The organism is Citrobacter sp. RHBSTW-00524 (assembly GCF_013747755.1).
GTDB lineage: Bacteria > Pseudomonadota > Gammaproteobacteria > Enterobacterales > Enterobacteriaceae > Citrobacter > Citrobacter braakii.
In genome coordinates, this window is the sequence record NZ_CP056421.1 from 4807345 (window position 1) to 4830807 (window position 23463).

Sequence of the window (23463 nt, forward strand, 5' to 3'; positions counted from 1 at the left end):
CACTTTATAGATAGTCCGATTTTTAAGGTAGACATGTCATGCTTGAGTAATTCCTGAGTATTGCTGCAAAACAATAACATTGTCATACCTTTTTGCGCGGGACCACCCCGCGCTTTTTTTATACGCAAATATCACGTTTCCACTTGCGTAAAAAAAAGTGTACATAAGAAAAATCCCACCAAACATTGTAATTAATTTCAGACACGTTATTTTAATGCGGTCCTGGATTCATCATACAATTTCAATTTAGCCGATATGGTTCATCTGATGGTGAGCTACGGTGTTTTATGTTCATATTCCTGGAGTTTGGGTATGAGGGTTTGCAGCAGAGCAGCTTGTGTTGTTGTATTAACGGAGAAGGATGTTTGGTTAAGGATTAACGGTAAAGAAGCCATCAGCTTAAAAGCTAATCATATGGCGCTGGTAGCATGCGATAATAATATTATCGATTTCTCATCACTTAATAACGCACTGGTCGTACATATCAGCCGTGATATCATTAAAGACTATCTACGTTTTTTAAATAAAGACCTTTCACAGATCCCACTCTGGCAACGCAGTGCCAACCCAGTGATGACCGCCGTCTGTCTGACGCCGGATGTCTTCCGGGTGGCTGCCCAATATAGCGTAATGGACACAATGGACGAAGGTGAAAGTGTGCGCACGCGCTCGCTACTGTTCACGGTGTTATCACGCTTTCTCGGCAGCAAAAAGTTTATTTCTCTGCTCATGCATATACTACGCAGTCGTATCAGCGACAGCGTTTATCACATTATTGAGAGCGATATACATAAAGACTGGAATTTAAGCATGGTTGCCAGTTGCTTATGCCTGAGCCCCAGTTTGTTAAAGAAAAAGCTCAAAAGTGAAAATACAAGTTACAGCCAAATAATTACCACGTGTCGCATGCGTTATGCCGTTAATCAATTATTGATGGATGGCAAAAACATTTCCCAGGTCTCTCAACTGTGCGGATATAACAGTACCTCGTACTTTATTTCCGTATTCAAAGAGTTCTATGGGATGACGCCTCTGCATTATGTCAGTCAACATAGGGAGCCATCCGCTGCCTGATTTTTAATCAGTTAGCGATAAGCCATAATAATATCAGCATTAGCGATACCCCCAGTCCGCCATCATAAAATAGTCTTCTGAAGAGGTATGATAAGACGTCATTTATCCTTATCAGGAGTTACTAAATATGTCGACGGATGCTGATGCTCACAAAGTGGGCTTAATCCCCGTCACCCTTATGGTGTCGGGGAATATTATGGGTTCCGGTGTATTCCTGCTACCCGCAAACCTTGCGTCAACTGGCGGGATTGCAATCTACGGATGGTTGGTCACTATTATCGGTGCTTTGGCGCTGTCGATGGTGTACGCGAAAATGTCGTCCTTAGACTCCAGTCCCGGTGGTTCTTACGCTTATGCCCGCCGCTGTTTCGGTCCTTTTTTGGGCTACCAGACCAACGTCCTGTACTGGCTGGCTTGCTGGATTGGTAACATCGCCATGGTGGTTATTGGCGTCGGTTACCTGAGCTACTTCTTCCCCATCTTAAAAGATCCGCTGGTCCTGACGTTGACCTGCGTCGTGGTACTGTGGATCTTCGTATTGCTGAACATTGTCGGACCAAAAATGATCACCCGTGTACAGGCCGTCGCAACGGTACTGGCGCTGGTGCCAATTGTCGGTATTGCCGTCTTCGGCTGGTTCTGGTTCCGGGGTGAAACCTATATGGCGGCATGGAACGTCAGCGGCATGAACACCTTCGGTGCGATTCAAAGCACTCTGAACGTAACCTTGTGGTCATTTATCGGCGTGGAAAGCGCCTCCGTCGCGGCAGGTGTGGTTAAAAATCCCAAACGTAACGTGCCTATCGCCACCATGGGCGGCGTGCTGATTGCCGCCGTTTGCTATGTGCTCTCCACCACGGCGATTATGGGTATGATCCCTAACGCGGCGCTGCGTGTTTCAGCCTCCCCGTTCGGTGATGCCGCACGCATGGCGCTGGGTGACACCGCTGGGGCGATTGTCTCCTTCTGTGCCGCGGCCGGGTGCCTTGGTTCCTTGGGCGGCTGGACGCTGCTTGCCGGGCAAACCGCCAAAGCGGCAGCCGATGACGGCCTGTTCCCACCGATTTTTGCCCGCGTTAACAAAGCCGGTACGCCGGTAGCCGGGTTAATTATCGTCGGCGTTCTGATGACCATCTTCCAGTTCAGCAGCATGTCGCCAAACGCTGCGAAAGAGTTTGGTCTGGTCTCTTCGGTCTCCGTTATCTTCACGCTGGTGCCGTATCTGTACACCTGCGCCGCGCTGCTGCTGCTCGGCCATGGTCACTTTGGTAAAGCGCGTCCGATGTACTTACTGGTGACCTTTATCGCTTTTGTTTACTGCATTTGGGCGGTTGTCGGTTCCGGTGCCAAAGAGGTGATGTGGTCATTCGTCACACTGATGATCATCACCGCGCTGTATGCACTGAACTACAATCGGATCCATAAAAACCCATATCCATTGGATGCTCCGGTAAACAATAACTAACACAAACAGTCGTCGTTGCCCGATGGTGTAAGGCCATCGGGCCAACGCCGCCCCCCGCGATTCCTGAAATCAACATTAAGAACTTAAGGTTGGCTTAATTTTACTTTGAGAGGATTTGTACCACTTAGTCGATGGAACCCCCTTAATGTTAAAGCTCCTGTTTAAAAGACCCACTCTTGGGCTAATCAGCTGGCTTCTCCTGATCTCATTTTATCTTGCGACTTTCCTGAACATTGCGTTCTATAAACAAGTGCTGCAAGAACTGCCCCTGGATTCCGTGCGCAACCTGCTGGTGTTTTTGTCGATGCCGGTCGTCGCTTTCAGCGTCATGAACATTGTGCTGACGCTGGCCTCATTCCTGTGGCTTAATCGCCTGGTGGCCTGCGTTTTCATTCTGGTTGGCGCATCGGCCCAATATTTCATCATGACCTACGGCATCATCATTGACCGCTCGATGATCGCCAATATGATGGACACCACACCCGCCGAAACCTTTGCTTTGCTGACGCCGCAAATGCTCATCACGCTCGGAGTAAGCGGCATTCTCGCCGCGCTCATTGCCTGCTGGGTAAGAATCAAACCGATCGCCCCGGCCATGCGCAGCGTACTGTTCCGTGGCGCGAATATTCTGATCTCCGCGCTGCTGATCGTGCTGGTCGCCGCGTTCTTCTACAAAGATTACGCCTCACTGTTTCGCAACAATAAAGAACTGGTGAAATCCCTCAGCCCATCCAACAGCATTGTGGCGACCTCTTCCTGGTATTCACACCAGAGGCTGGCCCACCTGCCGCTGGTGCGCATTGGCGAAGACGCCCATCGCAATCCGTTGATGGTGAAAGAAAAGCGTAAGAACCTGACGATTGTGGTGCTCGGCGAGACCTCACGCGGCGATAACTTCTCGCTGTCAGGCTATTCGCGCCAGACCAACCCGTTGCTGGAAAAAGATGATGTGGTCTATTTCCCCCGCACCACATCCTGCGGAACGGCAACGGCAGTATCTGTCCCCTGCATGTTCTCGGGAATGCCACGCGCGCACTACGATGAAGAACTGGCGCAGCATCAGGAAGGCGTGCTCGACATTATTCAGCGGGCGGGAATTAACGTTCTGTGGAACGATAACGACGGCGGCTGCAAAGGGGCATGCGACCGGGTACCGCACCAGAATATGACTAAGCTGAACCTGCCAGGGCAGTGTATTGACGGGGAATGCTACGATGACGTGCTGTTCCACGGGCTGGAAGAGTACATTAATAACCTGCAAGGCGACGGCGTGATTGTGCTGCACACCATCGGCAGCCACGGTCCGACCTATTACAACCGCTATCCTGCGCAGTTCAAGAAATTTACGCCAACCTGTGACACCAACGAAATCCAGACTTGTTCACAGCAACAGTTGGTCAATACCTATGACAACACCATTCTTTACGTCGACTATATTGTTGATAAAGCAATCAATATACTGAAAGAGCATCAAGATAATTTCACCACCAGCCTGGTCTACCTTTCCGATCACGGTGAATCCTTAGGGGAAAATGGCATCTATTTACACGGCCTGCCATATTCGATTGCGCCAGATACGCAAAAACATGTGCCGATGCTGCTGTGGCTCTCAGAAGATTATCAGCAACGCTATCAAGTCTCTCAGACATGTTTGCAAAAACGGGCAAGCTCAGAGGATTTCTCACAGGATAATCTCTTCTCAACCCTGCTGGGATTAACAGGCGTGCAAACACAGAAATATCAGGCGGCAGATGATATTCTGCAACCCTGCCGGGGAGGCTAAACGAATGAAAATTCTGATTGTTGAAGACGATACGTTGTTATTACAGGGACTGATACTCGCCGCGCAAACAGAAGGCTATGCCTGCGACGGCGTATCAACGGCCCGTGCCGCGGAGCAGTGTCTGGAGACCGGCCATTACAGTCTGGTGGTTCTGGACCTGGGCTTACCGGATGAAGACGGCCTGCACTTCCTGAACCGCATCAGACAGAAAAAATACACCGTGCCGGTGCTTATCCTCACCGCCCGCGATACGGTGAAAGACCGGGTCAGCGGGCTGGACGTTGGCGCCGATGACTATCTGGTCAAACCGTTCGCACTGGAAGAACTGCATGCCCGCATCCGGGCGCTGCTGCGTCGTCATAACAATCAGGGTGAAAGTGAACTCATTGTCAGTAACCTGACGCTGAATATCGGTCGTCGCCAGGTGTGGATGGATGGACAAGAGGTTATCTTAACGCCGAAAGAATACGCACTCCTGTCGCGCCTGATGCTTAAAGCGGGCAGCCCGGTACACCGGGAGATCCTGTATAACGACATCTACAGCTGGGATAACGAACCGTCGACCAATACGCTGGAAGTACACATTCACAACCTGCGGGACAAAGTGGGTAAATCACGTATCCGCACAGTCAGGGGATTTGGCTATATGCTGGTTGCCACTGAGGAAAGCTAAGTGAAGCTACTGCAATATCTAAAAAAACCGCTCCCGCTGCGTCATCGCCTGATGCTGACCATCGGTCTTATTCTGCTGGTCTTCCAGTTGATTAGCACCTTCTGGTTGTGGCACGAAAGCACCGAACAAATACAGCTATTCGAACAGGCGTTACGCGAAAATCGTAACAACGATCGCCACATCCTGCATGAAATCCGCGAGGCCATCGCCAGCCTGATCGTCCCCGGTATCTTTATGGTCAGCCTGACGCTGCTGATTTGCTACCAGGCAGTGCGGCGTATTACTCGCCCGCTGGCGGATCTGCAAAAAGAGTTAGAAACGCGGGCAGCCGATAACCTTGCTCCGATTGAAGTTCACAGTTCAACCGTTGAGATCCAGGCGGTCGTCTCAGCGCTCAACGAGCTGGTGACGCGGCTGACGAGCACCATTGAAAACGAACGCTTATTTACCGCCGATGTCGCCCACGAACTGCGCACCCCACTGTCAGGCGTTCGCCTGCATCTGGAATTACTGTCCAAAACCCATAAGGTCGACGTTTCACCGTTAATCGCCCGCCTTGACCAAATGATGGACAGCGTGTCGCAACTGCTGCAACTCGCCCGCGTTGGACAGTCGTTCTCGGCCGGGAGCTACCAGCACGTCAAACTGCTGGAGGACGTGATTTTGCCCTCCTACGATGAACTCAGCACCATGCTGGACCAGCGTCAGCAGACGCTGCTCCTACCGCAAAGCACGGCGGACGTTGTCGTACGTGGCGATGCGACGCTATTACGAATGCTGCTGCGAAATCTGGTGGAGAACGCGCATCGTTACAGCCCGGAAGGCACCCATATTACGATTAGCCTGAATACAGAGCATGATGCCGTTATCGCCGTCGAAGATGAAGGCCCAGGCATTGATGAGAGTAAATGCGGGGAGCTGAGTAAAGCGTTTGTGCGTATGGACAGCCGTTTTGGCGGGATTGGGCTGGGGCTGAGCATTGTCAGTCGTATCACCCAATTACATCACGGGCATTTCTATTTGCAAAATCGTCAGGGAACCACCGGCACTCGCGCTTGGGTGGAATTAGCGAAAGGTCAGTAAGAACTCACCCAAACGTACAAAAAGCTGCTGACGATCAGCACGCTGCACACGGTGGTCAAACTTTCATAAATGCGGTTTTTCATGACACTCTCCTCCGATACTCTGGAGGAGAGTTTGCCTGACACAGATTAAGCCAACCTTAAGTGGATATGATAAATCACATGATTACTCATCAATCCGCGGATGCTGCTGCACCAGGCGCGTACGCTTAAGCTGCAGCTCAGCAATTTCCTGATCGATATCTTCGATTTTATGCTCAATATTATCGTAGTGCTCGCCGAGGAGCTCTTTCGCTTCATGAATATCCGAAGCGGCAGGCGTAGCCCCCTTCAGCGGCTGATTAGCCGTCTCTTTCATGGTCACGCCGGTAATTAAACCTATCACCGCAATCACCATCAGATAATAAGCAGGCATCATCAGATTCTGCGAGCTTTCCACCAGCCATGCGGCCAACGTCGGTGTCAGACCGGCGACCAATACCGAGATATTAAACGCTGCGGCCAGGGCACTGTAGCGAATATGCGTCGGGAACATCGCTGGTAACGTTGACGCCATCACCCCGGTAAAGCAGTTGAGGATCACCGCCAGCATCAGCAACCCGGCGAAAATCAGGCCGATGACGTTACTGTTAATCAGAATAAATGCCGGAATAGCCAGCACAAACAGCGCAATACTACCCATAATCACAAACGGACGGCGCCCGAAGCGGTCGCTGAGCAGACCCATCACCGGTTGCACAAACAGCATACCAATCATGATGGCGATAATAATCAGCACGCCGTGGTCTTCAGAGTAATGCAGGTTATGCGACAGGTAGCTCGGCATATAGGTGAGCAGCATGTAGTAGGTGACGTTGGTGGCAATCACCAGACCAATACATGCCAGCAGGCTGCGCCAGTGCCTGGTCGCAATCTCTTTAAACGACACCTTCGGACCGTCCTGCAGTCCCTGACGATCGCCCTGCTCCAGTTTATCCACGTGCTGCTGGAACGCAGGAGTCTCTTCCAGTGCATGACGCAGGTACAGACCAATAAGCCCTAACGGTAGCGCCAGGAAGAACGGAATACGCCAGCCCCACTCAAGGAAGTTTTCTTCGCCGACAATAGTTGAGATCAGGACTACCACGCCCGCACCCAGCACAAACCCGGCAATCGAGCCGAAGTCCAGCCAGCTGCCCATAAATCCGCGCTTACGGTCTGGCGAGTACTCTGCGACAAAAATCGACGCCCCGGTATACTCTCCGCCGACCGAGAACCCCTGCGCCATTTTACACAGCAACAGCAGAATCGGCGCCCAGATACCAATCGAGGCATACGAGGGAATAAGACCGATACAGAAGGTACTTATCGACATAATCACAATGGTGATAGCGAGGATCTTCTGACGACCGTATTTATCGCCAAGCATACCGAAGAACAATCCGCCAAGCGGTCGAATCAGAAAGGGAACAGAGAAGGTGGCAAGTGCAGCAACCATCTGTACGCTGGGGTCAGCCCCCGGGAAGAACACTTTACCTAATGCGTAAGCAACAAACCCATAAACACCAAAATCAAACCACTCCATCGCATTACCTAACGACGCCGCGGTAATGGCTTTTCGCAGTTTACCGTCATCAATGATGGTAACGTCGCGCAGCGTAATTGGTTTTATTTTTTTCCTTTTTAGCATACTCGTCCTCATAGACTTAGCCCTGTCACGCTACAGATCGAGTCCCTCAACGCCCCTGCGTCAAGGTCATCACCGAGCGGGGAATGCACAGACGCATTCCCTGTAACAAGCGTAGCAGGTTTACTTACACTGACGAGAAACGAGCAGTACAACCGAACCTGTTGACGCCTGATTGGGCGGTTAATGACCTCTTTACCCTAACAGTGTTTAAATTTGTGATCAACTTCACATATAGATTTCCATTTCGTCAACATGCGTAAATCAGGTCATTCTTAGTCAACTTTTTTACATGTAATGCTTGCGATTTTCTGGCAATTAAATACAAGAATAAATCGCTTTGTTGCACCAACAATCACAACAGTCACTATTATTCTGCTAGCCAAAAACCCACCTAATCTCTTCACAAAAAGATCACAGCTTTTTTAATAATCAGAGCACTCAGGAACTTTTGCTCGGAATATGTGATGAAGATAACTAAAACATCGTTTTATTTTGATTGAATCAATGTTCCCATGAATGCAAACTAATTCCAGACGCAATATCCCTGGGAGCAGCAACACGCTCAACGTATGCCGCGTTAGATTTTATAAAACAAAGAGATAGCTGTTTTCTTTGTTAAGAAACACCAATAAACACTTGAATTTATTAATTTTTATTTCCTTGCGCGTGTATTACCTGCGACAAGAGATGAGGACGCTTATGAAAATTAAAGCCACGATTGAACGCATCCCTGGCGGAATGATGTTGATTCCTCTGTTATTAGGCGCAGTGTTAAATACGTTAGCTCCGGATACCGGCGCGTATTTCGGTTCGTTTACCAAAGGAATGATCAGCGGAACGGTGCCGATTCTGGCAGTGTGGTTTTTTTGTATCGGTGCATCTATTGATTTACGGGCAACCGGCACGGTATTACGCAAATCCGGCACACTGGTATTAACTAAAATAGCCGTGGCATGGGTAGTGGCAATGATTGCTGCTTCATTTATTCCTGATACCGGTATTCAAACCGGGTTCTTTGCCGGTCTTTCGGTACTGGCAATTGTTTCAGCGATGGACATGACCAACGGCGGTTTGTACGCCAGCCTGATGAACCAGTACGGAACCAAAGAAGAGTCTGGCGCATTTGTGTTGATGTCTCTGGAATCCGGTCCGTTAATGACCATGGTGATCCTCGGCTCCGCGGGTCTGGCTTCCTTCGAACCACACCATTTTGTCGGCGCGGTATTACCGTTCCTGATTGGTTTTGCGTTGGGTAACCTGGATCACGATCTGCGTTCCTTCTTCAGCAAAGCCACGCCGGTGCTGATCCCGTTCTTCGGCTTCGCGCTGGGCAACACGATTAACCTGAGCGTCATCGTTGATACGGGTCTGCTGGGCATCCTGCTGGGCGTCGCGGTTATCGTCATCACCGGTATTCCGCTGATTATTGCTGACCGCGTTATTGGTGGCGGGAACGGTACGGCAGGCGTAGCAGCCTCTTCTGCGGCAGGCGCTGCAGTGGCAAACCCGGTGATTATCGCCCAGATTAACCCGGCATTTGAACCGGTTGCCGCATCCGCTACGGCGCTGGTTGCCGCCAGCGTGATAGTCACCGCGATTCTGGTGCCGATTATCACCGCGCTGTATGCCAAACGTTTTAATAAAAACCCGGTCGTCAATGAGACGGCGGCTACCCCGGCAGACTCCCTGCACCACTAAACCTGCCTTTATCCCACTCACCGTTCCTGCTCAATTGATGAGCGGGGACGGTGCAAAAATCTCCTCAACCATCGCATCAACCAGCCGCTTCGCCGAACACAATCTCGGCATGCCCAACGCCACATTTTGCCAACGCTGCGTCACCGACCAGCTCACCGGATGACGCTGCGCATCGCACCAGTCCCCGAGCCAGCTCAACATATCGTTGTGCTCACCCGAGCCGCCAACAACCGGCGTGCTGAGCCAATGATGATAGTAATGACGCGTGGCGGGGGCCGCATTCACGCTGTCTGCCAGCGCCTGAGCAGCCATCGTTCGCAGGTTGTCTTTTAGCATTGACACCACATCGGCATTTGCTAACCGGCAGGCGTCACCAAAGGCTCCCCAGCGCAGCTCCTCTAACGCCACAAAACAGCGCCCAGGTAACGACCAGCCGTCATACGCGCCAGCCCGCCAGCGGGTAAAAATTTGCTCGCTATGTTCGCCCGCTTGCACCGTCAGGCCGCGTTGCGTCACCGCCTTCTCTTTATAAGCGCCGCGCTGGGTAAACCAGTCAGCGAGTGAATTTATCTGCTGCAGAAGACCGGGCGTGGAGAGTCCACGCGGATGTTCGGTTTGTTGTAAAAACATCAACCCTTCGGCGATCCGTACCAGCGCCAGATGGCCCGGATCGATCATGCCCGCCAGTTTTTCCACCAGTTTTAGACGCATCACCAGATGCTCGCTGGACACGCCTGCCAACACCCATGCTCGCAGTTGCGTCTGGGATAGCACCTCCTGCGTCAGGCGCGCACGCAGCCGCTGCTGCTGCTGCAGAAAACCGCCGGAACGTTTGGTTTCATCTCCCTGAACCAGATCGACCATAAACTTCGGGTAGACACACTCCAGCGTCCGCCCGGGGCCTTCCAGTAACACGTTAGTCATGTGTGCTCGGTTGCAAAAAGGGTATTGATATCGTCGCGCAGCAAGCGCGAATCTTCATAAAGCCATGCCGCAGTCGTAATGCGATGCTGCAGTTGTTCGTTCAAGGCATTCACCGCAGATTCATTTTGCTGGCGCAGGGTCAAACTCTCACGCAGGCTCGCCTGTAATTGCGTCAAACACAGTGAAAAATCAGCAAAAAACGTGGCCATACCTGCCGTAACGGAAATATCGACCTGCGCAGCTAAAGCTTTACGAATTTGTTGGCAAAACTGGGTGACATAGTGCACAAGGTTCTTATGCAGTGCGCCCATATCAATGAGATAACGCGTTTTTGTTTCGACGTACTCATTCCATCCCCAGTTGGGCTGATTCAACCAGCGAGAGAAGGTATCACGCACCACACCGCCAGTTGACGGCGCATTTTCCGCCGGAATATCCTGCTCAATGGCCTCGTTGAACAACTGGCGGGTGTTGAAATTAAACATCGCCGCATGAAACGCCGGAAAACGGATCCGCGCACGAAAACCAGCGTGGTTCAGCTCCTCTTTCACCCGCTGCTCAATGGGGCGCATGGCGTCATTTAGCGCCCGGGACAGCGTCGACTCAAGCTGTTCAAAGCGCAGAGCTAAATCCCGACTGATGCTTTCCTGCGCTGCCAGCAAGACAACTTCACAGGACGAGCGCATTTTATCCAGCACGATTTTCGCCTGCCCTTCATCGTGCAACACCAGCATTTCTCCGGCCATTTCTGCCGAGGAAACGCCAGCCCCCTGGCCATGTTGTGACATCATCAGGACATTTTCTTTGATAAAGAACGTGTTGATGCCGCACAGAATCTCAGTCTGTTGCTCATTGAGATAGGCCGCGGCAGCCTCCAGCGCCAGCTCGACCTCATGACTGACTTCATCACTCACCCGCCCCTGACTCACTTCTAACTGCTGCATATCCTCTTCAATATGCGTGATGTTCAGCCGCAGTTTTTCATAGGCAACCGTTAACCCATGGGCGCGAAACTCCAGATATTCGTGCGCGCTTTGCGCATAGTTCAATAACTTATGCGACGCTGAGCGTAGCGCATACAGCGAAGCATTGGCGTAAGCGGCATGAATCACTTTCTGGATCGGCTGCTCAAACAGTGAATCCTCCCACAACAGATCGGCTGCATGGCGGATGTGCTCCGTATCCTCAAGATCGTTGGTGCACCAGCGTCGGCCAAGCGCCGCTTCGGCAAAATCCTGTACCCAACGTTGCACCTGGTGATCCGGCAGCCGCCCGCGAGCCATCAGCTCATGACGCGCCCTGTTCGCCAGATACCCCCACATCGAAGAAACCGGATAGATTCGCTCCGGGGCAATCCCACCTTGCATCAGCGTGCCGGAAATTAATGCCCGCACCTGCTCTTCATCGTCACTGTTGCGGTCTTTCTGATCGAATTTGTTCACCAGCGCATACAGCGGCACTGACTTGCCGACCGCCATGACAGCGTGGCGCACTTCTTCATCGGAAATCGATTTCAGTTGGGTGTAATCCATCACCACCAGTACCGCAGAAGCCCGCGCCAGCTGTTCATTCAGCATCTTTTGTAGATGCGGTTGCCCGGCCTCATTCGGCCCCGGCGTATCCAGCAGGGTTAATTGCCCAGGATAGCTCGCCTGACCGGCCAAATGGACAAATTCGACCTCGATAACCGGAATATGCTCAATCGCGGCATAGGCGGCAAAAGGAAAATCCACTTCCAGTGCTTTTGACAAACGCACCAAGTCATTCAGACTTTTAAGGCAATGGAAAATAGGCTGTGCGCCAAGATAATACCGCTCAAATGCCACGCCGTTTTCAATATGCTGCAGCAGAACATTCATATCCTTATCAATTTCCAGAGTCTGCGTAAGACGCTGGCGATCGCAATCGCGTACGCGCTGCTGTAAAACCTTCATTAAGGCATCGATAGGCGTGACATGTGAAAAATGCAACACCGGCTCTTTCTGCCCCGGCGTATGGCGAATTAACGTTGGTAGCGCCGTCATGGGACGATTACGATTAGGTAAAACTTCGGTCCCCACAATCGCGTTAATCGTCGTCGATTTTCCCGCTTTCATGGTACCGACAATCGCCAGCACCATTTCCAGACGCGTAATCTTACGCAGTTCATTATTGAGCGTTGCCTGCTGGACATCCATGCCACGCGCGCTGAAATGCAGGGGCTGAACCACCTGTCTGCTATGCTCTCCTTGTTTTAGCGCGACATCATCCAACGACGTCATAGGCAATTTTTGCAATTGCCTGAGATGTTCAAGCGAGAGCATCAGCAAGCGTTCCGCTTCCTGACTTAATTCATATATTGTCTGTGTGTGCATGGAAAATTCTTCCTTAACGCAAATGGCATTACTTTTATTTAGCCCAATCGTTTTATTTATAGATTTTTTGGCTTTTATAATTACGTGTAGAAATAATTAAAATCAAAACAACCAACTGATATTATTAAAATAAATTTGGTGTATAACCGCTGGCCGGATGCCTCTCACTTATGTAATAAGTAAGAAAGATAAACAGCGTAGTTCAGTTTTAAAAAATACCCGCGTAATCCCCCTACTAAAATTAAGGGGGTCAATGATATTCAATCACAATGGCTTAGGCATCCGTAAGCAACGTTACCTATGAATATCAGATATTTCGCCTCACCTTATCTTAAATACCTAAGCGTAGCAATTTCCCTTAAAAAATATTCCGCCATACTTTCATTGAGGTAAAAGCAAAGGGTCTTTACAGCAGATCATTTTGCATAATCACGCAGTAGTCCCGACAAAAGCAGGGATTTTATGTATAATTGCGGCCTTTTTCGGCAATCTGCCATTTTTGGGCGCATTTGCCCCTGCTGACTTTTGAGGAAATCCACATGTCATTACCACACTGCCCACAATGCAACTCCGAATACACTTACGAAGATAACGGCATGTTCATCTGCCCGGAATGCGCTCACGAATGGAACGATGCTGAACCGGCTCAGGACAGCGACGAACTGATCGTTAAAGATGCCAACGGCAACCTGCTGGCTGACGGCGACAGCGTTACCGTAGTGAAAGACCTGAAGGTAAAAGGTAGCTCTTCCATGTTGAAGATCGGGACCAAAGTGAAGAACATCCGTCTGGTTGAAGGCGACCACAACATCGATTGCAAAATCGATGGCTTTGGCCCAATGAAGCTGAAATCTGAGTTTGTGAAAAAGAACTGATGCAAATGGCCTGATGGCGCTACGTCAATCAGGCCGACGCCAGCTCATCTGCCAGGCGGGAAGCTCATACTTCCCGCCTGGCTTATTTTTGCAGACGATAACTACACTTAACTGGTTTCTTTTACCTGAGGTAAAGATTATGCCGTTAAGTCCCTATATCTCCTTCGCAGGCAACTGCGCTGATGCTATCGCCTACTACCAAAAAACATTAGGCGCTGAGCTACTCTACAAAATCAACTTCGGTGAAATGCCCAAACCGGCGCAGAACAGCGAAGAGGGTTGCCCTTCAGGCATGAAATTCCCCGATACCGCCATTGCCCACGCCAACCTGCGCGTTGCGGGCAGCGACATCATGATGAGCGATAGCGCCCCCGACGGAAATGCCCACTACTCTGGCTTTACGCTGGTACTCGACACGCAAAACGTCGACGAAGGCAAACGCTGGTTTGATAACCTGGCAGCAAACGGAAAAATCGAAATGGACTGGCAGGAAACCTTCTGGGCTCATGGTTTCGGTAAAGTGAGCGATCGGTATGGCGTGCCGTGGATGATCAACGTCGTCAAACAGCAGCAACCTACAGAGTAATCCAACGGGAGGCCAGCCCTCCCGTACTGTCATCAAAAATCGCTCAACTCTTCATCACCAAGTAACCATCCCTTAACGAAAACGTCACATTGATCCGCCACGATGGGGCCACTTTTTTAAGGGAGGCCGCATCATGCAAACGATTATTCGCGTCGAAAAACTCTCCAAGTCCTTCAATCAACATCAGGCGCTCAATGCGGTTGATCTGAACATCTGTTCCGGTGAGATGGTGGCTCTGCTTGGGCCGTCTGGCTCCGGCAAATCCACCCTTTTACGTCATTTAAGCGGTTTGATCGTCGGTGATAAATCCCCGGGTAGCCACGTCGAACTGCTGGGTCGCACCGTTCAACATGAAGGCCGCCTGGCGCGCGATATCCGCAAAAGCCGCGCCCACACCGGCTACATCTTCCAGCAGTTCAATCTGGTTAACCGCCTGACGGTACTGGAAAACGTCCTTATTGGCGCACTCGGCAGCACGCCGTTTTGGCGCACCTGTTTTAGCTGGTTTAGCCAGGAACAGAAACAGCGTGCATTACAGGCGCTGACCCGCGTTGGCATGGAGCACTTTGCATACCAGCGCGTTTCCACGCTTTCGGGCGGGCAACAGCAGCGCGTGGCGATTGCCCGCGCGCTGATGCAGCAAGCCAAAGTGATCCTTGCCGACGAGCCGATAGCCTCGCTGGACCCGGAATCCGCACGCATCGTGATGGACACCCTACGCGACATTAACCAGACCGACGGCATCACCGTGGTCGTCACGCTGCATCAGGTGGATTACGCCCTGCGCTACTGCGAACGCATTGTCGCGCTTCGTCAGGGCAACGTCTTCTTTGATGGCAGCAGCCAGCATTTTGATAACGATCGTTTTGACCATCTCTACCGCAGCATGAACCGCGTCGAACAGAACGCGCAGGCTGCATAGTTCTAAAAAACCAGGCGTTATTGGCGCAGCCAGGCTGGCAAGTGAAATAGCCTGGAACAAAGACTAATTAAGGAAACAACATGAGCTATAAGACCGTTGCCGCGCTGGCCTTTACCAGCATGTTCAGCATCAGCACCTTGTTCAGCCCGGCGCAGGCCGAAGAGCAAGAAAAAGCGCTGAACTTTGGCATTATTTCGACCGAATCACAGCAAAACCTGAAGCCACAGTGGGAACCGTTCCTAAAGGACATGGAAAAATCGTTGGGCGTGAAAGTGAACGCCTTCTTCGCCCCGGACTACGCCGGGATCATTCAGGGAATGCGTTTTAACAAAGTTGATATCGCCTGGTACGGCAACCTCTCGGCAATGGAAGCGGTGGATCGCGCTAACGGACAAGTGTTTGCCCAAACCGTGGCTGCCGACGGCTCCCCGGGATACTGGAGCGTGTTGATCGTTAACAAAGACAGTCCGATCAACAACCTGAACGATCTGATCGCCAAACGTAAGGATCTGACATTCGGCAACGGCGATCCCAACTAAACGTCAGGCTTCCTCGTCCCCGGTTACTACGTCTTCGCCAAAAACAACATCTCCGCCAGCGACTTCAAACGCACCGTTAACGCCGGACACGAAACCAACGCGCTGGCCGTCGCCAACAAACAGGTCGATGTCGCCACCAACAACACCGAAAACCTCGACAAGCTGAAAACCTCCGCGCCGGAAAAACTGAAAGAGCTGAAGGTTATCTGGAAGTCACCGCTGATCCCGGGCGATCCGATCGTCTGGCGCAAAAACCTCTCCGAAACCACCAAGGACAAGGTGTACGACTTCTTTATGAATTACGGCAAAACGCCGGAACAGAAAACCGTACTGGAACGCCTGGGATGGGCACCGTTCCGTGCCTCCAGCGACCTGCAACTGGTACCGATTCGCCAACTGGCGCTGTTTAAAGAGATGCAGGGCGTGAAGGGCAACAAAGGGTTGAACGAGGAAGAGAAAACCAGCAAAACCTCGGCGCTGAAAGCGCAGCTCGACGACCTTGACCGTTTGACCGCCGCCCTGGGCGCCATGACCAGCGTGACTAAAGCGGTGCAGTAAACCTGATGCCCGGTGGCGTTTCGCTTACCGGGCAGACGATGTTCTGTAGGCCGGATAAGGCGCAAGAGCTGCCATCCGGCGATAAACCTACGCACGGAGCTAAACATGCAAACCATCACCGTCGCCCCGCCCAAACGTAGCTGGTTCTCACTGCTGAGCTGGGCCATTCTTCTCGCCGTGCTGGTGGTCTCGTGGAAAGGTGCCGAAATGGCTCCGCTCACGCTGATCCAGGATTCCGGCAATATGGCGACCTTCGCCGCCGACTTCTTTCCGCCAGACTTCAGTCAGTGGCAGGACTATCTCGGTGAAATGGCCGTCACCCTGCAAATTGCCGTCTGGGGTACCGCCCTCGCCGTTGTGCTGTCGATTCCCTTTGGCCTGATGTGCGCCGATAACCTCGTACCGTGGTGGATTTACCAGCCGATGCGTCGCCTGATGGACGCCTGCCGCGCCATCAATGAAATGGTCTTCGCCATGCTGTTCGTGGTCGCCGTGGGTTTAGGTCCGTTCGCCGGGGTAATGGCACTGTTTATCCACACCACCGGGGTGCTCTCCAAGCTGCTTTCGGAAGCGGTAGAAGCCATTGAGCCTGGTCCAGTAGAAGGCATTCGCGCCACTGGGGCCAACAAAATTGAAGAGATTCTGTACGGCGTTCTGCCACAGGTCATGCCGCTGCTTATCTCCTACTCGCTATATCGCTTTGAATCCAACGTCCGCTCGGCCACGGTGGTCGGAATGGTGGGGGCGGGCGGTATTGGCGTGACTTTATGGGAGGCGATTCGCGGCTTTCAGTTCCAGCAAACCTGCGCCCTGATGGTGTTAATCATCGTCACCGTCAGCCTGCTGGATTTCCTTTCCCAGCGTTTGCGTAAGCACTTTATCTGATTAGCGAGGCATTGATTGCTATGCACTTGTCTACACATCCGACCAGTTATCCAACGCGTTATCAGGAAATTGCCGCGAGACTTGAGCAGGAGCTTCGTCATCATTATCGCTGCGGTGACTATCTGCCCGCCGAGCATCAGCTTGCCGCGCGCTACGAGGTAAACCGCCACACCCTGCGCCGCGCTATTGACCAGTTGGTTGAGCGTGGTTGGGTCCAGCGTCGCCAGGGCGTCGGCGTACTGGTGCTGATGCGCCCATTCGATTACCCGCTTAATGCCCAGGCGCGCTTTAGCCAGAACCTGCTGGACCAGGGCAGCCACCCCACCAGCGAAAAACTGCTGGCGGTTCTGCGCCCGGCCTCCAGCCACATTGCCGATGCGCTCAGCATTAACGAGGGCGATAACGTGATTCATCTGCGCACCCTGCGCCGGGTAAACGGTATCGCACTGTGCCAGATCGACCACTATTTTTCCGACCTCACGCTATGGCCGCTGCTGCAGGGCTTTAACAACGGCTCACTGCACGACTACCTGCGCGAACAGTCCGGTCTGACGCTCCTGCGCACACAAACGCGCATCAGCGCCCGCCGCGCACAGGCTAAAGAGAGCAAAGTGCTGGAAATCCCCAATATGGCGCCGCTGCTGTGCGTGCGCACCCTGAACCACCGTGAAGGCGAAGAACACGCGGCGGAATACTCCGTCAGCCTGACCCGCGCCGACATGATCGAATTCACTATGGAGCACTGAATGCATTTCGATACCGCGACCCGCCAGCGCTGGATGCGCGCGCTGGCTTACAGCAATGCCGATGCCCTGAACGCCCGCATCCACGCGCTCAAACTGACGCCAGACTATGAACTTATCCGCGCACCGGAAAGCGGACTGATGCAGCTCCAGGCTCGCATGGGCGGCACCGGCAACCGCTTCTTTGCCGGTGATACCACGCTTACCCGCGCAGTGGTACGCCTGAAGAGCGGCACGCTGGGCTACAGCTACCTGCTGGGCCGCAACAAACAACACGCCGAGCAGTGTGCGGTCATTGACGCACTGCTGCAGGAACAAACGCATTTCCAGAGCCTAATGGAAACCTTAATTGCCCCGCTGGAAGCGGAACGCGATGCGCTGATTAGCGCACGCCGTGCCGAAATCAACGCCAGCCGGGTCGACTTCTTCACGCTGGTACGCGGAGATAACGCATGACCTTACAAACCGCTTTTAATTTACCCGTTCAGGATGCTCAGCAGAGCTTTCGTCGCCTGCTGAAGGCCATGAGTGAGCCGGGCGTGATCGTCGCCCTGCATCAACTGAAACACGGCTGGCAGCCACTGGGCCTGGCAACCACCAGCGTGCTACTGACCCTGGTCGATGGCGACACGCCGGTATGGCTTGCGCCGTCGATGGATAACGATATCGCCCGGCAGAATCTGCGTTTTCACACCAACGCGCCGCTGGTGGATCAGCCGCAGTTGGCGGCCTTTGCCGTCGCCGACGAACGCATCAGCAGCGAACAGCTTAACGCCCTCTCCGCTGGTTCCGCCGTCGCGCCAGAAACCAGCGCCACGCTGATTGTGCAGGTCTCTGGCTTAAGCGGTGGACGCATGCTGCGTCTGACCGGCGCCGGTATCGCTGAAGAGCGCATGATCGCGCCACAGCTACCGGAATGCCTGATTCACGAACTCACCGAACGCCCGCATCCGTTCCCGCTGGGGGTCGACCTGATCCTCACCTGCGGCGAACGCCTGCTGGCTATTCCGCGAACTACCCATGTGGAGGTGTGCTGATGTACGTCGCCGTCAAAGGGGGCGAAAAGGCGATAGCCAACGCCCACGCCCTGCAGGAAAACCGACGCCGGGGCGATGAGACCATTGCTGAACTGAGCGTGGCGCAAATCGAACAACAGATGAACCTGGCCGTCGACCGGGTGATGACCGAAGGCGGCATCGCCGACCGAGAACTGGCCGCGCTGGCGCTGAAGCAGGCCAGCGGCGATAACGTCGAAGCCATCTTTTTGCTCCGCGCCTACCGCACTACGCTGGCAAAGGTGGCGGTCAGCGAACCGGTTAACAGTGCAGAAATGCGCCTTGAGCGCCGAATCTCTGCGGTCTACAAGGATATTCCCGGCGGGCAGTTGTTAGGTCCCACTTATGACTACACCCATCGCCTGCTGGATTTTACCCTGCTGGCCAATGGCGAAACGCCACCCCTGCGCAGCGCAGACGACGCGCAGGACGCCTCTCCGCACGTCTTTTCCCTGCTGGCCAACCAGGGACTGGCAAAGCGTGAAGAGGATGATGGTGCCACGCCCGACGACATTACCCGCACGCCACCGGTTTACCCCTGTTCACGCGCTTCACGCCTGCAACAATTGATGCGCGGCGATGAGGGATATCTGCTGGCGCTGGCCTACTCCACCCAACGCGGCTACGGGCGCAATCACCCGTTTGCCGCCGAAATTCGCAGCGGCTATGTGGCACTGGAAACCGTACCGGAAGAGCTGGGATTTGCGGTGAACGTCGGTGAACTGCTGATGACCGAATGTGAAATGGTCAACGGTTTTGTCGCGCCAGAAAACGAATCCCCCCATTTTACCCGCGGCTACGGGCTGGTGTTCGGCATGAGCGAACGTAAAGCGATGGCGATGGCGCTGGTGGACCGCGCCCTACAGGCAGCCGAATACGATGAATCGGTCACGGGACCGGCGCAGGACGAAGAGTTCGTGCTGGCGCATGCGGATAACGTCGAGGCGGCGGGTTTTGTTTCGCACCTCAAACTTCCCCATTACGTCGATTTCCAGGCCGAGCTGGAACTGCTCAAACGCCTGCAACAGGAGGCCACCCGTGACCACTAACCTCTCCGGCTACAACTTTGCGTATCTTGATGAGCAGACCAAACGCATGATCCGTCGCGCGATTCTGAAAGCGGTGGCGATCCCCGGTTACCAGGTGCCGTTTGGCGGACGTGAAATGCCGATGCCCTACGGTTGGGGAACCGGCGGCATTCAGCTCACCGCCAGCGTGATTGGCGAGCCGGACGTGCTGAAGGTAATTGACCAGGGCGCGGATGACACCACTAACGCCGTGTCGATTCGCAACTTCTTTAAACGCGTGACCGGGGTGAACACCACCGAGCGCACGAAAGACGCGACGCTGATCCAGACCCGCCACCGCATCCCGGAAACGCCGCTGGTGGAAGACCAGATCATTATCTTCCAGGTCCCGATCCCCGAGCCGCTGCGCTTTATCGAGCCGCGCGAAACGGAAACCCGCACCATGCACGCGCTGGAAGAGTACGGCATCATGCAGGTGAAACTGTATGAAGATATCGCCCGCTTCGGCCATATCGCCACCACTTACGCCTATCCGGTGAAGGTTAACGACCGCTACGTCATGGACCCGTCGCCAATTCCAAAATTCGACAATCCGAAGATGGACATGATGCCGGCCCTGCAACTGTTTGGCGCAGGCCGCGAAAAACGCATCTATGCCGTTCCACCTTACACCCGCGTGGAAAGCCTCGATTTCGACGATCACCCGTTTACCGTGCAGAGCTGGGATGAGCCTTGCGCCATCTGTGGCTCAACCCACAGCTATCTCGATGAAGTGGTGCTCGATGACACCGGCAAACGCATGTTTGTCTGCTCCGACACCGACTACTGCCGCCAACAGAGTGAGGCCCTCAGCAAATGACGCAACCGCTGCTTTCAGTCAACAACCTGACCCATCTCTACGCGCCGGGCAAGGGCTTCAGCGATGTCTCTTTTGACCTGTGGCCTGGCGAAGTGCTGGGTATCGTCGGCGAGTCCGGTTCCGGCAAAACCACGCTGCTGAAATCGATCTCTTCACGACTAACGCCGCAGAGCGGTGAGATTTTGTATCAGAACCATTCGCTGTACGGCATGAACGAGGCCGACCGTCGCCGTCTGCTGCGCACCGAATGGGGCGTGGTGCATCAGCATCCGCTGGATGGCCTGCGCCGTCAGGTCTCCGCTGGCGGCAATATCGGCGAACGCCTGATGGCCACCGGGGCGCGCCACTACGGCGACATTCGTGCAACCGCGCAGCGTTGGCTGGAGGAAGTGGAGATCCCGGCCTCGCGTATCGACGACCTGCCAACCACCTTTTCCGGCGGCATGCAGCAGCGACTGCAGATCGCCCGCAACCTCGTCACCCATCCCAAACTGGTGTTTATGGACGAGCCCACCGGCGGTCTGGACGTTTCCGTACAGGCCAAACTGCTGGACCTGCTGCGCGGCCTGGTGGTGGAACTGGATCTGGCAGTGGTTATTGTCACCCACGATCTGGGCGTAGCGCGCCTGCTGGCCGACCGTTTGCTGGTGATGAAGCAGGGTCAGGTGGTGGAAAGTGGGTTAACCGACCGCGTACTCGACGACCCGCATCATCCGTATACCCAGTTGCTGGTGTCGTCTGTTTTGCAAAACTGATTTTGTCTTGCCGGGTGGCGCTTCGCGACCGGCCTACGGATCGGCATCGGTTGTAGGCCTGATAAGCGAAGCGCCATCAGGCAATCGAACGCAAAAATGCTTAAAGAGGCTAAAAATGAACGCGATCCGCGTTGAAAACGTCAGTAAAACCTTTGTACTGCATCAGCAAAACGGCGTGCGTCTGCCGGTGCTGCAAGACGCCACGCTGGAAGTTAAAAACGGCGAATGCGTGGTGCTGCACGGTCACTCTGGCAGCGGCAAATCCACGTTGCTGCGTTCGCTGTACGCCAACTACCTGCCGGATGAAGGACACATCCACATCCGCCACAGCGGCGAATGGGTCGATCTGGTGCAGGCTCCGGCGCGTAAAGTGCTGGAAGTTCGCCGTTCAACCATCGGCTGGGTCAGCCAGTTCTTGCGCGTGATCCCAAGGATTTCTGCGCTGGATGTGGTGATGCAGCCGCTGCTGGATCTCGGCGTGTCGCGCGAGGAGTGCGCAGCCAAAGCGGCTAACCTGCTTACCCGCCTGAACGTACCGGAGCGGCTGTGGCATCTGGCGCCGTCGACGTTTTCCGGGGGCGAACAGCAGCGCGTCAATATCGCCCGAGGGTTTATCGTCGATTACCCGATTCTACTCCTCGATGAGCCCACCGCCTCGCTGGACGCCAAAAACAGCGCCGCCGTCGTCGCATTGATTGAAGAAGCGAAAGCCCGCGGCGCGGCAATTGTCGGCATTTTTCACGATCAAACCGTGCGCGACCGCGTCGCGGATCGCCTGCACCTGATGGGAACAACAGCATGATTATCAATAATGTAAAGCTGGTGCTGGAAGATGAAGTGGTGCAAGGATCGCTGGAAATTGAGGGCGGAACGATCCGCGCCTTTGCCGAAAGTCAGAGCCAACTGGCCCAAGCGATGGACGGAGAAGGCGGCTGGCTGCTGCCAGGGCTTATCGAGCTGCATACCGACAATCTCGACAAGTTTTTCACCCCGCGCCCGAAGGTAGACTGGCCCGCCCACTCGGCGATGAGCAGCCACGACGCGCTGATGGTCGCCAGCGGCATTACCACCGTGCTGGACGCGGTGGCGATTGGCGATGTGCGCGACGGCGGTGACCGTCTGGAAAATCTGGAGAAGATGATCAACGCGGTGGAAGAGACGCAAAAGCGCGGGGTCAATCGCGCCGAGCACCGCCTGCATTTGCGCTGCGAGCTGCCGCATCACACCACCCTACCGCTGTTTGAAAAACTGGTCAGTCGTGAGCCGGTGACGCTGGTATCGCTGATGGACCACTCCCCCGGCCAGCGTCAGTTTGCCAATCGCGAGAAGTACCGCGAGTACTATCAGGGCAAGTATTCACTTACCGACGAGCAAATGGCCCGCTACGAAGAAGAACAGTTAGCTCTGGCTGCACGTTGGTCGCAACCCAACCGCACGGCGATTGCTCAGATGTGTCGTGAGCGCCAGATAGCGCTGGCGAGCCATGACGATGCCACCTGCGATCATGTGCTGGAATCGCATCAACTTGGCAGCGTGATCGCCGAATTTCCTACTACCTTTGCCGCCGCAGAGGCCTCGCGCCAGCATGGCATGAACGTGCTGATGGGCGCGCCCAACATCGTGCGCGGCGGTTCTCACTCCGGCAACGTTGCGGCGCATAAGCTGGCTGAGCTGGGGCTGCTGGATATTCTCTCCTCCGACTACTACCCCGCCAGCCTGCTCGATGCGGCATTTCGCGTGGCAGACGATGACGCCAACCGCTTTACGCTGCCGCAGGCCATTCGTCTGGTGACCCGCAATCCGGCGCGGGCATTAAATCTCGACGATCGTGGCGTTGTAGCCGAAGGTAAACGCGCGGATCTGGTGCTGGCGCATCGCAAAGGCGATCACATCCATATCGACCACGTCTGGCGTCAGGGCAAAAGGGTATTCTGAC

22 protein-coding genes and 1 pseudogene are annotated in these 23463 nt (G+C 54.0%); 19 read left to right on the forward strand and 4 right to left on the reverse strand.

Going from position 1 to position 23463, the window contains the following annotated elements:
* Positions 1-312 precede the first annotated feature (312 nt).
* From HV229_RS23090 to pmrB, 5 genes are all read left to right on the forward strand, one after another.
* A complete protein-coding gene (locus tag HV229_RS23090) occupies positions 313-1074 on the forward strand; it encodes an AraC family transcriptional regulator (RefSeq protein WP_016155411.1) in 762 nt (253 codons plus the stop codon).
* Between the two features lie 127 nt (positions 1075-1201).
* On the forward strand, positions 1202-2539 hold the full coding sequence (gene adiC / locus HV229_RS23095) for an arginine/agmatine antiporter (RefSeq protein ID WP_016155410.1): 1338 nt from the start codon (positions 1202-1204) through the stop codon (positions 2537-2539).
* 145 nt (positions 2540-2684) lie between these two features.
* Positions 2685-4322 (forward strand): phosphoethanolamine transferase EptA, encoded by a 1638-nt coding sequence (gene eptA, locus HV229_RS23100; protein WP_181546491.1) that lies wholly within the window; start codon positions 2685-2687, stop codon positions 4320-4322.
* A gap of 4 nt (positions 4323-4326) precedes the next feature.
* A complete protein-coding gene (gene pmrA, locus HV229_RS23105) occupies positions 4327-4995 on the forward strand; it encodes a two-component system response regulator PmrA (RefSeq protein ID WP_016155408.1) in 669 nt (222 codons plus the stop codon).
* Complete coding sequence (gene pmrB, locus HV229_RS23110; protein ID WP_016155407.1) at positions 4996-6078, forward strand: two-component system sensor histidine kinase PmrB; 1083 nt, start codon at positions 4996-4998, stop codon at positions 6076-6078. It abuts the gene before it with no gap.
* Here pmrB and pmrR read toward each other — a convergent pair.
* The gene (gene pmrR, locus HV229_RS23115) at positions 6072-6161 is read right to left on the reverse strand and encodes an LpxT activity modulator PmrR (RefSeq protein ID WP_016155406.1); all 90 of its coding nucleotides are present in this window, start codon (positions 6159-6161) and stop codon (positions 6072-6074) included. The genes pmrB and pmrR overlap by 7 nt on opposite strands.
* 82 nt (positions 6162-6243) lie before the next feature.
* Entirely contained in the window at positions 6244-7746 is a 1503-nt protein-coding gene (proP, locus tag HV229_RS23120; RefSeq protein WP_016155405.1) for a glycine betaine/L-proline transporter ProP, read from the reverse strand.
* 699 nt (positions 7747-8445) lie between these two features.
* Between proP and kdgT the strand changes: the two genes are divergently transcribed.
* On the forward strand, positions 8446-9444 hold the full coding sequence (kdgT, locus tag HV229_RS23125; protein ID WP_016155482.1) for a 2-keto-3-deoxygluconate transporter: 999 nt from the start codon (positions 8446-8448) through the stop codon (positions 9442-9444).
* 30 nt (positions 9445-9474) lie between these two features.
* Here kdgT and HV229_RS23130 read toward each other — a convergent pair whose 3' ends face one another.
* Together HV229_RS23130 and crfC are read right to left on the reverse strand one after the other, a co-directional pair.
* Positions 9475-10368: a diguanylate cyclase regulator RdcB family protein gene (locus HV229_RS23130; RefSeq protein WP_016155403.1), complete on the reverse strand. Its 894-nt coding sequence runs from the start codon at positions 10366-10368 to the stop codon at positions 9475-9477.
* Positions 10365-12722, reverse strand: a complete 2358-nt coding sequence (crfC, locus tag HV229_RS23135) for a clamp-binding protein CrfC (RefSeq protein WP_181546493.1) — start codon at positions 12720-12722, stop codon at positions 10365-10367. The genes HV229_RS23130 and crfC overlap by 4 nt, the downstream gene beginning before the upstream one ends.
* Before the next feature lie 539 nt (positions 12723-13261).
* Between crfC and HV229_RS23140 the strand changes: the two genes are divergently transcribed.
* The 13 genes and pseudogenes from HV229_RS23140 (at position 13262) to phnM (ending at position 23462) form a co-directional block, all read left to right on the forward strand.
* Entirely contained in the window at positions 13262-13597 is a 336-nt protein-coding gene (locus HV229_RS23140; RefSeq protein WP_003031835.1) for a zinc ribbon domain-containing protein YjdM, read from the forward strand.
* A 139-nt stretch (positions 13598-13736) separates the two neighbouring features.
* Entirely contained in the window at positions 13737-14183 is a 447-nt protein-coding gene (yjdN, locus tag HV229_RS23145) for a VOC family metalloprotein YjdN (RefSeq protein WP_016155401.1), read from the forward strand.
* Between the two features lie 133 nt (positions 14184-14316).
* Positions 14317-15105, forward strand: a complete 789-nt coding sequence (gene phnC, locus HV229_RS23150; protein WP_181546495.1) for a phosphonate ABC transporter ATP-binding protein — start codon at positions 14317-14319, stop codon at positions 15103-15105.
* 80 nt (positions 15106-15185) lie between these two features.
* A pseudogene (gene phnD, locus HV229_RS23155) lies at positions 15186-16202 on the forward strand (phosphonate ABC transporter substrate-binding protein).
* 105 nt (positions 16203-16307) lie between these two features.
* The gene (gene phnE / locus HV229_RS23160; RefSeq protein WP_016155398.1) at positions 16308-17087 is read left to right on the forward strand and encodes a phosphonate ABC transporter, permease protein PhnE; all 780 of its coding nucleotides are present in this window, start codon (positions 16308-16310) and stop codon (positions 17085-17087) included.
* Between the two features lie 20 nt (positions 17088-17107).
* Positions 17108-17833 carry a phosphonate metabolism transcriptional regulator PhnF gene (gene phnF, locus HV229_RS23165; RefSeq protein ID WP_016155477.1) on the forward strand — a complete coding sequence of 242 codons (726 nt, stop codon included), beginning with the start codon at positions 17108-17110 and terminating at the stop codon, positions 17831-17833.
* Positions 17834-18286, forward strand: a complete 453-nt coding sequence (phnG, locus tag HV229_RS23170; RefSeq protein ID WP_095715476.1) for a phosphonate C-P lyase system protein PhnG — start codon at positions 17834-17836, stop codon at positions 18284-18286.
* The gene (gene phnH, locus HV229_RS23175; protein WP_003031824.1) at positions 18283-18867 is read left to right on the forward strand and encodes a phosphonate C-P lyase system protein PhnH; all 585 of its coding nucleotides are present in this window, start codon (positions 18283-18285) and stop codon (positions 18865-18867) included. Before phnG ends, phnH begins: the two co-directional genes overlap by 4 nt.
* Positions 18867-19934, forward strand: a complete 1068-nt coding sequence (locus HV229_RS23180; RefSeq protein ID WP_065554800.1) for a carbon-phosphorus lyase complex subunit PhnI — start codon at positions 18867-18869, stop codon at positions 19932-19934. The genes phnH and HV229_RS23180 overlap by 1 nt, the downstream gene beginning before the upstream one ends.
* A 46-nt stretch (positions 19935-19980) precedes the next feature.
* Entirely contained in the window at positions 19981-20772 is a 792-nt protein-coding gene (phnJ, locus tag HV229_RS23185; protein WP_233628854.1) for an alpha-D-ribose 1-methylphosphonate 5-phosphate C-P-lyase PhnJ, read from the forward strand.
* The gene (gene phnK / locus HV229_RS23190) at positions 20769-21527 is read left to right on the forward strand and encodes a phosphonate C-P lyase system protein PhnK (RefSeq protein ID WP_181546497.1); all 759 of its coding nucleotides are present in this window, start codon (positions 20769-20771) and stop codon (positions 21525-21527) included. The genes phnJ and phnK overlap by 4 nt, the downstream gene beginning before the upstream one ends.
* A gap of 115 nt (positions 21528-21642) precedes the next feature.
* On the forward strand, positions 21643-22329 hold the full coding sequence (gene phnL / locus HV229_RS23195) for a phosphonate C-P lyase system protein PhnL (protein WP_047499592.1): 687 nt from the start codon (positions 21643-21645) through the stop codon (positions 22327-22329).
* The gene (gene phnM, locus HV229_RS23200) at positions 22326-23462 is read left to right on the forward strand and encodes an alpha-D-ribose 1-methylphosphonate 5-triphosphate diphosphatase (protein ID WP_016155393.1); all 1137 of its coding nucleotides are present in this window, start codon (positions 22326-22328) and stop codon (positions 23460-23462) included. The genes phnL and phnM overlap by 4 nt, the downstream gene beginning before the upstream one ends.
* Position 23463: the final 1 nt, after the last annotated feature.

Coding starts and splice junctions, on each gene's coding strand:
- HV229_RS23090 (WP_016155411.1), top strand. CDS start 313: ATGAGGGTTTGCAGCAGAGCAGCTTGTGTTGTTGTATTAACGGAGAAG.
- adiC (WP_016155410.1), top strand. CDS start 1,202: ATGTCGACGGATGCTGATGCTCACAAAGTGGGCTTAATCCCCGTCACC.
- eptA (WP_181546491.1), top strand. CDS start 2,685: ATGTTAAAGCTCCTGTTTAAAAGACCCACTCTTGGGCTAATCAGCTGG.
- pmrA (WP_016155408.1), top strand. CDS start 4,327: ATGAAAATTCTGATTGTTGAAGACGATACGTTGTTATTACAGGGACTG.
- pmrR (WP_016155406.1), bottom strand. CDS start 6,161: ATGAAAAACCGCATTTATGAAAGTTTGACCACCGTGTGCAGCGTGCTG.
- proP (WP_016155405.1), bottom strand. CDS start 7,746: ATGCTAAAAAGGAAAAAAATAAAACCAATTACGCTGCGCGACGTTACC.
- kdgT (WP_016155482.1), top strand. CDS start 8,446: ATGAAAATTAAAGCCACGATTGAACGCATCCCTGGCGGAATGATGTTG.
- HV229_RS23130 (WP_016155403.1), bottom strand. CDS start 10,368: ATGACTAACGTGTTACTGGAAGGCCCCGGGCGGACGCTGGAGTGTGTC.
- crfC (WP_181546493.1), bottom strand. CDS start 12,722: ATGCACACACAGACAATATATGAATTAAGTCAGGAAGCGGAACGCTTG.
- HV229_RS23140 (WP_003031835.1), top strand. CDS start 13,262: ATGTCATTACCACACTGCCCACAATGCAACTCCGAATACACTTACGAA.
- yjdN (WP_016155401.1), top strand. CDS start 13,737: ATGCCGTTAAGTCCCTATATCTCCTTCGCAGGCAACTGCGCTGATGCT.
- phnC (WP_181546495.1), top strand. CDS start 14,317: ATGCAAACGATTATTCGCGTCGAAAAACTCTCCAAGTCCTTCAATCAA.
- phnE (WP_016155398.1), top strand. CDS start 16,308: ATGCAAACCATCACCGTCGCCCCGCCCAAACGTAGCTGGTTCTCACTG.
- phnF (WP_016155477.1), top strand. CDS start 17,108: ATGCACTTGTCTACACATCCGACCAGTTATCCAACGCGTTATCAGGAA.
- phnG (WP_095715476.1), top strand. CDS start 17,834: ATGCATTTCGATACCGCGACCCGCCAGCGCTGGATGCGCGCGCTGGCT.
- phnH (WP_003031824.1), top strand. CDS start 18,283: ATGACCTTACAAACCGCTTTTAATTTACCCGTTCAGGATGCTCAGCAG.
- HV229_RS23180 (WP_065554800.1), top strand. CDS start 18,867: ATGTACGTCGCCGTCAAAGGGGGCGAAAAGGCGATAGCCAACGCCCAC.
- phnJ (WP_233628854.1), top strand. CDS start 19,981: ATGATCCGTCGCGCGATTCTGAAAGCGGTGGCGATCCCCGGTTACCAG.
- phnK (WP_181546497.1), top strand. CDS start 20,769: ATGACGCAACCGCTGCTTTCAGTCAACAACCTGACCCATCTCTACGCG.
- phnL (WP_047499592.1), top strand. CDS start 21,643: ATGAACGCGATCCGCGTTGAAAACGTCAGTAAAACCTTTGTACTGCAT.
- phnM (WP_016155393.1), top strand. CDS start 22,326: ATGATTATCAATAATGTAAAGCTGGTGCTGGAAGATGAAGTGGTGCAA.